Here is an 11,472-nt window from a genome sequence, read left to right on the forward strand (position 1 = left end):
TCGCGCACATCGGACACCGCCCAGCCGGCGCGCACCCACTCCGCTCGCACCCCCGCGGCGGCTGTGAGCGCTTGCGCTGGATGCAGCACAACAAGGTCTTGGACGAGCTGCCCGCCCTCCGGGCAGTGTTGCGGCAGCAGTGAGCCGAGAATCTCAACCCGGTTCTCGGGACTGTTATCCCAGGGGATCTCGATCTCGCCAAACGCCGCGAACCAGCCTTCGCGTATGCCGCTCGCGGCGACGGCGGAGTCGAGCTCGGACTCCACCCAGCGCAGTTGCTCGGCAAGCGACGCAGGCGAGTTTTCGGGGAGCTGCGGCTCCGCGGGAGCTGATGCAGTTGGGGTCGGGTCCATGGGGTACTCCTCCGCGGTGCATCCGGCGATTCCGACGGCTGCACCGCATGCCGCGATAACCGCGCGTGTGGGGCGGCGAGGCTGCCTCCGCGCCTTTCTTCGTAACCTGGTCATTGGCGTGTTTCCTTTCATTGCTCACCGCTCCGAGATTGCTCACCGCACCGGGATTTCTTACCGCTCCGGGATCGCCCGCCTCATCGGGCAGTTCCGCGCACCTGCAGGCTGTCGAGCGTCGCGCGATCAAACATCTGCGTGGTGATTCTCGCTGTCGTGTTCAGCGCCTGGGTGTCCAGGTCGCCGTAGCCCTGGCCAGACGATGCGCTCAGCCCGAATGGGCCGGCGCGGGGCCCCTCGCCCAGAAACGAGTGCCCGTCTGTCGCAGCGAATCGACGCGCGGCGTCTCCGGCCGAGGGGAATTCGATCGCCCCGTCGTAGTCGGGGAAGCGCTGCGGAACGCCTAACAGGGGTTTCGACTGGTGGGTTGGGAGCGGCCGCCCGGCAAGCGCCGCCCCGGTGGGGGCGAGCCGATCGGCGGGGGCATTGCTCGCATAAATTCCGAGCAGCCCGGAGTCGGTGCGTTGCACGCGTAGGCCGGCCAGCTCTGGCACTTCACGAGGGTCGAGGCCGGCTGATCCCAGCATCACGAAGGTGTCGACCGGGTAGCTGATTCGGGTCAGCGCGGATGCTGCCACCGTCGTGCCGTAGGAGTGAGCGATGACGTTAGTCACCGGTCTATCGACCGTGGCGTTCAGCCGTGAGACAGCCATCGCGTCGAGCTCTGCGGCAAGTCGCTCTGCTCCGACAAGAGCGCGGTCAGACCGCAGGACCTCTCGCGAGGGCGGCATCTTCGGCGTCTCATATCCGAGCCAGGCGACGACCGCCGGGGCGCCTCCCTCACCGCGTCGCAGCAGGGAGCTCTGCACCTGAAAGAGGTTTCGGCCCGCGCTGTCCCAGGCGGGCAGCGCGTCCGACGCGTCGCTGCCCATGCCTGGCACAAGCCAAGATGTGTGCGTCGAGGTATCTAGGTTGCCGTAACCGATCGCCGCGGTGGGGACGCCGTTACCGAGTTCGAGCGAGTACACCTGAATGGGCGGCCACTCGATACGCTGCGCCGCGGCGCGGTCGAGGAGCTGCTGAATTTCGGCGAGCACCCTGCGCGCCTCGGCATCGAGGAGCTGCGGGTTTGCACGGAACCCATCGATGGCAATGCGATTGGCACGGTCACGCACGGACGGGAGTAGCCCGCCGAGATTGCCGATGGTGGTGGGAACACTCAGCATGAGCTCGTCCCGCTGTGCAGCGGTGAGCCCCGCCCACCAGCTGACCACTCGGGCGGGATCGGGTCGACGGCCGGTCGCGCTCGAGATCCCATCGGAGCCCCACAAAGACTCAAGCAGCGGGTGATCTGTCCGCCACGTCACGGGTGGCCGTACGACGCCGCCCAACTCTCCCGTGAGGCCGAGCGCTACGGCTTGGGTGCGTCCGCCGGGAAGCCCCTGTCCAAAGCTTGCGAGCTGCGCCACGGTTGTGCCGTGGAGACTCCCGACGAGTGCGCGTTCCGCCCCCATCCGTTCGTCAACGAGCCCGTCCCAACGGGCCCGCAGCAGCCGAATCTCACTCAGGTCATCGTGCCAGCGCTGCGCTGCGCGCTGCCAGCTCAGCTGATAGGCGTCTCGCAATAGCTGCAGCTGTACCTGGCGTTCGCCCGCGTCAAGCCCAGAGGCGTCATCGCGGAGGCTGGGCTCAGGCATGTTGATACCGGGCGGGGCCTCCCAGTGATCCATCGTCCGCGCCCGGATCGCCTCGGCGATGCGGTCGATCGTGCGCCACTCTTCACGGATACCTCGCAGCCGTCTGGTCGCCGCCGCCTCAAGACGGTCGGCCTCACGGTGCACTCGGTAAACCACGGTGCCGTGCACCCTGATCGCAGCCCGCGCCGTGATGGCGGCATCTTCCACGGCGGCGGCTGCCGGCATGAGCACGCTGTCGAGCTTGTGCTTGAGCGCGGTGACCGAGGTGCCTTCGAGCTGAGCGAGTTGCGTCTGCGCTGACAGCACCGACGAAGAGAAATTCACCACGTTGGTCCAGAGCTCGTCGAGGTAGCGGGCCACTGCCTCCACCTGTTCGTTACTCCCGGCGCGCGGCGTGCCGCGAAACAAGTCCGAGGCCACCGGGACAGCGGTCATCATTGCTCCCCCGCGCTCAGCAGAAACCCGCCAGGCATCGCGCGGGTGATCGCCGCGTCAAGCTCCGAGCTCTCGCTGAGGAGAGCTGCAGCGGCGAGGCTGGCTGAGTGGGCGGCATCGGCGAGCACCGAGCGCGCAACCGACATACTGGCCAAGAACGAGTCGACCTCATTCCCAGCTCCCGAGACCGTCGGGAATGACGTGGGCTGCCCGAGCCTTCGCGCGCGCAACCCGGTACCCGCTTCGAGTAACCCGCCAGCGATTGACGCCAAGACGCCCTCGTTCAGCCTGACCCGCGTAGTCATGATCGTGCCGAGCCCCGGCAGCCCTAGCGAATACGAGCGGCAATCTCATCGTCCATTGAACGATGAGCGGCTGCGGTCTGCGTGATGAACTGCTGAATCTCGCTGAGCCTGTCGATCACGAGGTTCGCGCTCGCGGTGTACTCGGAATAGGCCGCATCGAGCCGTTTCGAAGCGTTGTCGGTGACGAATCCGGAGGCCACAAGCGCTTGAATCTGGCGCTGCAACTGCTGCAGTTTCGTCGTGATTTCGTCACGCCCGATCCCCAGCTGCGAGGCCGCGGTTTCCATCTCTGCATAGGAAATATTGACGTTTGCCATGTGTGCCATCCAATCTGTCGTGAGATTGCGAAGAGCCCCCAAGATTCGCTCTGCCGGAGTGATTTCCGGGAGCCGCGTCGGTGCGGCTTTCTCAGCGTATTGAGGTGAGGCGGAGCGTGTGGCTCGCGAACGTGAAATGGGGATAACTTGGCCACTCAGGCACAAAAAACCGGCCTGTGCGCAACGCTTCCGTCACGCACAGGCCGGCCATGTCCGGGGTCGTGCCGCGGCTCCGAGCCGCCAGCACACTCCCCAGCAGTTAGTTCTTGTAGGACCCCACGAGGCGCACAGCGCCACCGTCGACGCCCTTGGCACCCTGCTCGAAGCCCGTGAAATCACGCGTCGAGGTGGACACAGTGCCAACGACCCACGGATCCAGCCCCTCAGCCGTCAGCGCGGTCGCCACAAGCGGTGCCTTGTCAGCTGCGACAACAGCAAACATGCCGACGCCGAGGTTCCAAGCCCCCTCAAGCGACTCGAGCGTGTGCCCGCCGAGGTCTGCGAGGTGACGGAACACGGGAAGCGGCGACCAGGTTGAGCGATCCACTTCGATCCACGAGCCGACAGGCAGCACGCGCGCGAGGTTCGCCGCGATGCCGCCTCCGGTCACGTGGCTGAGCGAATGGATCGCCCCAGCCGTAGCCGGGTCTTCGAGCACGCGCAGCAGCGGCGCGGTGTAGAGCGCGGTCGGAGTAAGCAGCGCCTCGCCGTAGCTCGCGCCGAGCTCCGCGCTGTGCTGTTCGTAGCCGATGCCCTTCTCGGTGAGAATGTGGCGGACGAGCGAGAAGCCGTTCGAGTGCAGGCCGGAAGCCGCCATCGCGATCACGACGTCGCCGTCTGCGACGAGACCCGAGTGCAGCATCTTGTCTGCCTCAACGACGCCGGTCGCCGCCCCTGCGACGTCATAGTCATCGGGGCCGAGGAGGCCCGGGTGCTCCGCGGTCTCGCCGCCGACGAGGGCGGTGCCCGTCGCCTGGCACGCCTCAGCGATACCGCGCACGATGTCGGCGATGCGCTCGGGCACAACCTTGCCGCAGGCGATGTAGTCGGTCATAAACAGCGGCTTCGCTCCGACCACGACGATGTCGTCGACGACCATCGCGACAAGATCCTGCCCGATGGTGTCGTGCTTATCAATCGCCTGCGCGATCGCGACCTTCGTACCGACGCCGTCGGTCGACGAGGCGAGCAGCGGGCGCTTGTAGCCCAGCAGCGCCGACGCGTCGAACATGCCGGCGAAGCCACCGAAACCGCCGAGCACCTCCGGCCCGTGGGTGCGCTGGACAGCCGACTTCATGAGTTCGACAGCGAGGTCTCCGGCGGCAGTGTCAACACCGGACTGGGCATAGATCGACGAGTTTTCGCTCACGCTCTAAGGCTACCCTGCCCGCGCGACAAGATTTCGCATTCGAAGCGGGCCCCAGTTTGTTTCCTGATCGTTTACTCGGCCGGAGGTGTGGGAAACTATTAGCTGCGTCGTTTGACGCAAACCCCTTACCCAGTGGAGCGAACTCGCAACATGTGCGGCATTGTCGGCATCGTCTCGTCTGATCACGTCAACCAACAGATCTACGACAGCCTGTTGCTGTTGCAGCATCGCGGCCAAGATTCCACCGGCATCGCAACGCTCGATGGCGATCATTTTCACACGGTGAAGATGAAGGGCCAGGTGCGCGAGGGCTACCGCACCCGCGACATGCGCATGCTCATGGGCAACGTCGGCCTCGGCCACGTGCGCTACGCAACCAAGGGCGACGCCGCCCGCGAGGAAGAAGCGCAGCCCTTCTACGTCGGCGCTCCCTACGGCATCATCCTTGTGCACAACGGCAACCTCACGAACACCCGTGAGCTCACGGCTGAGCTCTACAACGTGGATCGCCGCCACCTGAACACGCACTCCGACACGGAACTGCTGCTCAACGTGCTCGCCAACGAGCTACAGACCAGCATCACCGGCCTGTCGCTCGACGCCGATCAGGTCTTCGAAGCGGTGACGCGACTCCACGAGCGTGTCGAGGGATCCTACGCAGCAATCGCGCTCATCGCCGGCTACGGCCTCGTGGCGTTCCGCGACCCGAACGGCATCCGCCCGCTCGTGCTCGGCCACCGCCTCTCCGAGACCGGCCAAGACGAGTGGGTCGTCGCCTCCGAGTCACTCGTGCTCGAGTCCGGCGGCTATGAGATCGTGCGCGATGTCGAGCCCGGCGAGACGATCCTCATCTCAAACGACGGCACGATGGTGTCGCGCAAGTGCACCCCGAAGTCGCAGCTCGTGCCGTGCGCGTTCGAGTACATCTACCTTGCCCGCCCCGACTCCGTGCTCAGCGGCATCTCGGTCTACGACGCGCGACTGCGCATGGGCGACGTGCTCGCCGAGCGGATCCGCGAGGAGCTGCCCGGCGTCAACATTGATGTCGTCATGCCGATCCCCGATTCGGGCCGGCCCGCAGCGATGCAGCTCGCGCGCAACCTCGGTATCGAGTACCGCGAGGGCTTCTTCAAGAACCGCTACGTCGGCCGCACGTTCATCATGCCCGGCCAGTCGGTGCGCAAGCGCAGCGTGCGCCAGAAGCTCAACGCGATGCACATCGAGTTCAAGGGCAAGGACGTGCTCCTCGTCGACGACTCGATCGTGCGCGGCACGACCTCGCGCGAGATCGTCGAGATGGCTCGCAACGCGGGTGCCCGCTCCGTGATCTTCGCGTCGGCCGCTCCCCCGGTGCTGTTCCCGCACGTCTACGGCATCAATATGCCGTCGCGCGACGAGCTCATCGCGCACGGCCGCACCCCGGCCGAGATTGCCGCGGAGCTCGGGGCGGATCATCTCATCTACCAGACCGTCGAGGGCATGAACCGTGCGATCCTCGCGGGCCAGACCGAGGTCACGAAGCTCGAAGAGAGCTGCTTCACGGGCGAGTACATCGCCGGCAACGTCGACGCCGAGTACCTCGCCTGGGTCGAGGCGACGCAGACGAGCTAGCGGCAGGCGGACGGCTGCGGCGCCCAGCGCTCCCCGGAGTTGGCAGTTGTTGTCGTTCTCGGCCACCCAGAACGACAACAACTGCCAACTCGAGGGCGGCGAGGCACCGGGGGTGTCCCAATTCGCTGCGCGCGACGGGCCAACGCCCGTGGCCGCAGCGGTTGCCCAGCAGCGCGAACGAAACGGCCGCCGTGTTCTGAACAGAACACGGCGGCCGTTTCGTATGCAGCTCAGCGACGAGAACTCACCGCGGCTGCGAAGCTAACTTATTCCGACTTCTTCGGATCCTCCGGAGCGTCACCCTTGCCCTCGGCAGCACCGGTGTCATCGCCGGTGGTGGTGTCGTCCGAGCGAACTTCCTTCTTCAGGATCTTCATCGACTGGCCCAGGCTCTTCGCGAGCGCGGGAAGCTTTGGCGCACCAAAGAGCAGCAACACGATGAATACAATGACGATGAGGGTGGGACCACCCATGTTGCCGATCATGTGAAATGCACTCCTTGTTCAATAACGCTTACGAACAAAACTACCGTAGTTGTCTGCTCGCCGCGTGGGAACGCCTGAGAACGGCGACGAAGGCTCGCTCCGCATCCGCCCCGGAGGTACGAGCGTTAGTTGGCTCCGGCGGCCCCGCCGGGCTTCTGCGGCTCGCTGTCGGCTGATTCGTCAGAGCGAACTTCCTGCTTCAGGATCTTCATCGACTGCCCCAGGCTCTTCGCGAGCGCGGGAAGCTTCGGGGCACCAAACAGCAGCACAACGAGAAAGACAATGACGATCAGGTGCGCTCCGCTGAGTCCTTGCAACATGGCGAGCCCCTTTCAGTTAAGAACTCGCCGATTATTGCACAGCAGCCTGCGGGTTATTCGCGCCCTCACTCAGCTTTTTCGTCTGTTGTGGCGGCCGGTTCCGCGGGCTCAACGCCCTCCCCGACCACCACGGTGTGCTCAAGCACCGCGGTCCCGCGCTTGCGCTTCGCGACAGCGGAGAGGATCAGCGCGAGCACGCCGCCGAGCGTGAGCCCAACGACGCCGCCGATGAGCAGCGTGAAGCCGGCAATCTGCCCCATCGTGTAGAGCGATCCTTCGGGGATCGGAAACAGCGTCGTCACGAGCGCGCCAACGATCCCGCCGACGATTGCGCCGACAATGAGCAGGCGGCCGATTCTCACGGATCGCTGAAGCTCGACGGTCTGCTGCGTTTCGGTTGACATACGGCTATTCTCTCAGGTTTCGTTTGTGTGTTGGGTCTCAGCTGCGTTCGCGAGGAGCGCGGCCGCGTTCGTGAGGCGCGTAGGCCACTCAGCGACCGCGGCGGATCACCGGCAGGAGTCCGTCAAGGTTTGCCCGCGACCCAGAGGCGAGCACGCGCGCGCCCGCCGTCGCTTCGTCCCAGCTGAGAACGCCTGTGGCGATCCCGATCCACGTCTCCGCGTCGGTTTCAATGACGTTGGGCGGCGTTCCGCGTGTGTGGGTCAGCCCGCCGACGCACTGCACCGCACCGTAGGGCGGCACGCGTACCTCGACGGATTTGCCGGGGGCGAGCTCGGCGAGCTCCTCGAGGAGGAAGCGCACCGCGGTCGCAATATCGGTGCGCGCGGTACTCCCGGACTCGACTGCGGCGAGCGCGGCGAGCCCGTCTGCTGCTGAGATCCTGCGTCTGGCCATCAGCCCAGACTATCCTTGAGGTGTGAAGATTCTCGTCTTGGGGCCGGGTGCCCGCGAACACGCCATCGTTCTTGCTCTGCTCTCTGAGGATGCTGGGCACAGCATCGTCTGCGCTCCCGGGAATGCCGGGATCGCGGCGAGCGGGGTCGATACGGTGGATCTGGCGTTCACCGACCCCGTCGCCGTGGAGAAGTACGTGGCCGATCGCGGCTTCGACCTCGTCATCATCGGCCCGGAGGCACCGCTCGTCGCCGGCGTCGCGGACCCACTGCGCGCAGGTGGGGTGCCCGTGTTTGGTCCGAACGCCGACGCCGCCCAGCTCGAGGGTTCGAAGGCGTTCGCGAAGCGGATCATGGACGAAGCGGGCGTGCCGACCGGCCGCGCCGCCCAGGTCACCTCGGACACCGCCGCCGCCGTCCTCGACGAGTTCGGGGCTCCCTACGTGGTGAAGGCTGACGGGCTCGCCGCGGGTAAGGGCGTGCTCGTGACGGAGGATCGCGACGCCGCGCTCGCGCACGTCGCTAGCTGGGCCCCGCACGGCGAGGTGCTCGTTGAGGAGTTCCTCGATGGCCAGGAGGTCTCGCTGTTCTTCTTCGCCGACGGCACGGACGTCGTCGCGCTCACCCCCGCGCAGGACTACAAGCGCATCTTCGACGGCGACGAGGGCCCGAACACCGGCGGCATGGGCGCTTACTCGCCCCTGCCGTGGCTGCCGGGCGGCACCGAGGCCTTCGTCGAGGAGATCAAGCAGACCGTCGCGATCCCGACCGTGCGGCAGCTCGCCGCCGAGGGCACCCCCTTCATCGGGCTGCTCTACTGCGGCCTCATCGTCACGCCGAAGGGCGTGCGCGTCATCGAGTTCAACGCGCGCTTCGGAGACCCCGAGACGCAGGTCGTGCTCGCGCGCCTCGAGTCTCCACTCAGCGCATACCTGCTCGCGGCGGCGCAGGGCGAGCTCGCATCGCTGCCCGCTCCGACGTTCTCAGACGAGCCGGCGATGATCGTCGTGCTCGCGAGCGAGGGCTACCCCGGCGACGTCGCGACGGGCCGCGAGATCACCGGTCTCGACGCTGCTGCCGCGGTTCCCGGCGTGCATCTCGTGCACGCGGCCACGGCACGCACGGCAAGCGACGGGTGGATCGCGACCGGCGGCCGCGTGCTCGGCGTCGTGTCGCGCGGCCAGAACTTCGCCGAGGCCCGCGCCCGCGCGTACTCGGCCATGAACGAGATCGATCTCGAGGGCGGGCAGTTCCGCACGGATATCGCGGAGCGCGTCGCCTAGGCTGCGCCGCTAGGCAGTGTTCGGGTCCGCGGTCCCTGATTCTTCGGAATCGGGATCCGCGGGCTCGGGCGCTGCGCTGGCCTCCGGCTCCGCCTGAATCTCCGCCTGAATCTCCGCCTGAATCTCCGCCTGAATCTCCGCCGGGAGCTCCTCTGCACTCTCCTCTGGGAGTTCTTCGGGCAGCACGGCGGCGAGCGCCTCGAGCAGGTCGATCCAGCTCTGCTGTGCGTCGGCAGTGCGCTCGAACGCGTCTGCGAACCGCCCGAACCCGGTCTCGGTCACCATGACCTCGGTCTCGGCACCGTGCGAGCGAAGCGTCATCAGCACTGCGGTTTCGTGCTCATCGTTACCGTCGCGCCAACGAAACCCGAGGGCGTGTCCGGCGATGAGCACGTCGATGACGCCGACCGCGTTGCGGCTTGCTGCGGCCTCACCGTCGCCATCGACCCACTGCTCCGAGACGGCTCCTCCGAGCACTGCGGTGAGTGAAGCGTCGGGCCACCAAGCGCCAAGGAGCGCGGGGTCAGCGAAATAGGTCCACACCGTCTCTCGCGAAGTCCTCGCACGCTTGCGCGCAATTACTGGTCCGACAGCCGCCATGACTCTCACCCTCTCGTATTCCTGCACTCATCATAATCTGCGGGCCGCTGAACCCTCACAAGGGTGGGAGAATGGTGGGGTGAATGCTCTCCCCGCACCCCTTGCACTGCCCGGCTGGTCCCACCTGTACTCCGGGAAGGTGCGCGATCTGTACGTGCCCGAGGGGCAAGACCCGACGTCGTCTGAGCACCTCCTCGTCGTCGCAAGCAACCGTGTAAGTGCCTTCGATTTCGTGCTCGAGCCGCCGATTCCTGGCAAGGGCGCGCTGCTCACCGAGCTGTCGAACTGGTGGTTCGCGCAGATCCCGATGGCGAATCACCTTGCTGTCGGCGAGGGCACTCCTGCGGTGCCCGATGCGGTGGCGGATCGTGCCGTCGTATCCCGCCGTCTCGAGATGTACCCGATCGAGTGCGTGGTGCGCGGGGCACTCACCGGCTCCGGGTTTATCGAGTACCAGCAGACGGGCGCGGTGTGCGGCATCGAGCTGCCCGCGGGGCTCCACGACGGAGACCTCCTCGACGAACCGATCTACACTCCCGCCTACAAGGCTCCGTTTGGTGAGCACGACGAGAACATCACTCTCGAGCGTTCGGCCGAGCTCGTGGGCCAGGAGGTCGCGGAGGCGCTGCGGGCTGCCTCGCTCGAGATCTTCACGGCCGCTCGCGATCTCGCGGCAGAGCGCGGCGTGGTGCTCGCGGACACCAAGTTCGAGTTCGGCAAGGATCCTGTGTCAGGCGAGCTCGTGCTCGCCGACGAGGTACTCACGAGCGATTCATCTCGCTACTGGGATGCCGCGACCTATGCTGACGAGTCGCTGAGCGGCTCGGAGCGACTCGCATCCTTCGACAAGCAGATCGTACGGAACTGGCTGTCGGCGAGCTGGGACAAGCAGGGCACCCCGCCCGTGCTCCCCGAAGAGATCGTCCAGCAGACCCGGGCCCGCTACCTTGAGCTCTACGTGCGCCTGACGGGCTCGCAGCCGGCCTAGGTCCCGTGAGCGGCCGGGGGATCCCATTCACGGACCGCGCTAGATCCTGCTGAGAAGCCGCGCGATGGTCGCGGCCACCGGTTCCTCCCGCGCCTCACGAAATCCGGTGCCTGCCCAGAGATGCAGTCGGTCGGTATCGCCCGCGGCCGCCGCGCGCTTGCGGAGCCCGCGTGTGAGGTGGTGGACGGCGGGGTACGCGGTGATCTCCTCGTGCTCGTGCCGGCTCACGAAGCCGTTCCGCAGCGCCCTCGCCGGCCTGCCAGTGAACACCCGCGTGAGCGCGGTCTCCGTGAACGCGCCCGATGCGAGGGCGTCGCGGTGCGGCTGCGAGGTGCCGGCTTCTGCGGTGCGCAGCAGCAGCGTGCCGACCGCGACAGCCGTCGCCCCGCCGTCACGTAGCTCCCGCACCGCGTCTGCACCGTCGACCCCACCCGCGGCGATCAGCGGGAGTTTTGTCGTCGCCCGCACCATTGCGAGCGCGTCTGAGGTGGAGCGCTCGACGATCCTTCGCGCTGGATCCCAGCTCGCCGAGTGCCCGCCCGCCCGCGGCCCCTGCACGACGAGCCCGTCGACGCCTGCGTCCGCAGCCTCGCGCGCCTCAGCGGGGGTGGTGACCGTTGCGAGCACCGCAGATCCAGCGCGTTGCAGCAAGCGGATCTCGCCCGCCGCCGGCAGCCCAAAGGTGAGGGACACAACGGGAACGGGATCCTCCCGCAGCAGCGCGATCTTCTCGCCCCATGCGTCATCATCCGTGCGTGGCAGAGGATCGAGCGGCACCCCGTAGACCGCAGCCTCGGG

14 protein-coding genes are annotated in these 11,472 nt (G+C 66.7%); 3 read left to right on the forward strand and 11 right to left on the reverse strand.

What is annotated here, in order from left to right; all coding sequences use genetic code 11:
• The 5 genes from ACI1US_RS03160 to purM all read right to left on the reverse strand — a co-directional run.
• The coding region (locus ACI1US_RS03160; protein ID WP_461638088.1) for a hypothetical protein at nucleotides 1–353 on the reverse strand (353 nt) is incomplete at its 3' end.
• Nucleotides 354–547: 194 nt separating this feature from the next.
• Nucleotides 548–2,539, reverse strand: a complete 1,992-nt coding sequence (locus ACI1US_RS03165; protein WP_461638090.1) for an alpha/beta hydrolase — start codon at nucleotides 2,537–2,539, stop codon at nucleotides 548–550.
• Nucleotides 2,539–2,844 carry a hypothetical protein gene (locus ACI1US_RS03170; RefSeq protein WP_461638092.1) on the reverse strand — a complete coding sequence of 102 codons (306 nt, stop codon included), beginning with the start codon at nucleotides 2,842–2,844 and terminating at the stop codon, nucleotides 2,539–2,541. The genes ACI1US_RS03165 and ACI1US_RS03170 overlap by 1 nt, the downstream gene beginning before the upstream one ends.
• A 23-nt stretch (nucleotides 2,845–2,867) precedes the next feature.
• Nucleotides 2,868–3,161 carry a WXG100 family type VII secretion target gene (locus tag ACI1US_RS03175; RefSeq protein ID WP_461638094.1) on the reverse strand — a complete coding sequence of 98 codons (294 nt, stop codon included), beginning with the start codon at nucleotides 3,159–3,161 and terminating at the stop codon, nucleotides 2,868–2,870.
• A 259-nt stretch (nucleotides 3,162–3,420) separates the two neighbouring features.
• Nucleotides 3,421–4,530: a phosphoribosylformylglycinamidine cyclo-ligase gene (purM, locus tag ACI1US_RS03180; protein WP_461638096.1), complete on the reverse strand. Its 1,110-nt coding sequence runs from the start codon at nucleotides 4,528–4,530 to the stop codon at nucleotides 3,421–3,423.
• 150 nt (nucleotides 4,531–4,680) lie between these two features.
• Here purM and purF point away from each other — a divergent pair, with 150 nt between their 5' ends.
• A complete protein-coding gene (gene purF, locus ACI1US_RS03185) occupies nucleotides 4,681–6,141 on the forward strand; it encodes an amidophosphoribosyltransferase (protein ID WP_416550097.1) in 1,461 nt (486 codons plus the stop codon).
• A 266-nt stretch (nucleotides 6,142–6,407) separates the two neighbouring features.
• Here purF and tatA (ACI1US_RS03190) read toward each other — a convergent pair whose 3' ends face one another.
• From tatA (ACI1US_RS03190) to ACI1US_RS03205, 4 genes are all read right to left on the reverse strand, one after another.
• Nucleotides 6,408–6,626: a twin-arginine translocase TatA/TatE family subunit gene (gene tatA / locus ACI1US_RS03190; RefSeq protein ID WP_461638098.1), complete on the reverse strand. Its 219-nt coding sequence runs from the start codon at nucleotides 6,624–6,626 to the stop codon at nucleotides 6,408–6,410.
• Nucleotides 6,627–6,751: 125 nt separating this feature from the next.
• Complete coding sequence (tatA, locus tag ACI1US_RS03195) at nucleotides 6,752–6,946, reverse strand: twin-arginine translocase TatA/TatE family subunit (protein WP_461638100.1); 195 nt, start codon at nucleotides 6,944–6,946, stop codon at nucleotides 6,752–6,754.
• 65 nt (nucleotides 6,947–7,011) lie between these two features.
• On the reverse strand, nucleotides 7,012–7,350 hold the full coding sequence (locus ACI1US_RS03200) for a hypothetical protein (RefSeq protein ID WP_461638102.1): 339 nt from the start codon (nucleotides 7,348–7,350) through the stop codon (nucleotides 7,012–7,014).
• Between the two features lie 88 nt (nucleotides 7,351–7,438).
• Entirely contained in the window at nucleotides 7,439–7,804 is a 366-nt protein-coding gene (locus ACI1US_RS03205; RefSeq protein ID WP_461638104.1) for a sterol carrier family protein, read from the reverse strand.
• Nucleotides 7,805–7,826: 22 nt separating this feature from the next.
• On the opposite strand from ACI1US_RS03205, the gene purD reads away from it, so the two are divergent.
• Nucleotides 7,827–9,086 carry a phosphoribosylamine--glycine ligase gene (purD, locus tag ACI1US_RS03210; protein WP_461638106.1) on the forward strand — a complete coding sequence of 420 codons (1,260 nt, stop codon included), beginning with the start codon at nucleotides 7,827–7,829 and terminating at the stop codon, nucleotides 9,084–9,086.
• Nucleotides 9,087–9,095: 9 nt separating this feature from the next.
• Here the strand turns inward: purD and ACI1US_RS03215 are convergent, their stop codons facing one another.
• Nucleotides 9,096–9,686: an SRPBCC family protein gene (locus ACI1US_RS03215; protein ID WP_461638108.1), complete on the reverse strand. Its 591-nt coding sequence runs from the start codon at nucleotides 9,684–9,686 to the stop codon at nucleotides 9,096–9,098.
• Nucleotides 9,687–9,765: 79 nt separating this feature from the next.
• Here ACI1US_RS03215 and ACI1US_RS03220 point away from each other — a divergent pair, with 79 nt between their 5' ends.
• Nucleotides 9,766–10,674, forward strand: coding sequence for a phosphoribosylaminoimidazolesuccinocarboxamide synthase (locus ACI1US_RS03220; protein ID WP_461638110.1), 909 nt, complete (start codon nucleotides 9,766–9,768; stop codon nucleotides 10,672–10,674).
• Between the two features lie 39 nt (nucleotides 10,675–10,713).
• Here ACI1US_RS03220 and ACI1US_RS03225 read toward each other — a convergent pair.
• Nucleotides 10,714–11,472: NAD(P)H-dependent flavin oxidoreductase (locus tag ACI1US_RS03225; protein WP_461638112.1), on the reverse strand; the 759-nt coding region annotated here is incomplete at its 5' end.

Source organism: Leucobacter sp. BZR 635 (genome assembly GCF_048061935.2).
Lineage (GTDB): Bacteria > Actinomycetota > Actinomycetes > Actinomycetales > Microbacteriaceae > Leucobacter.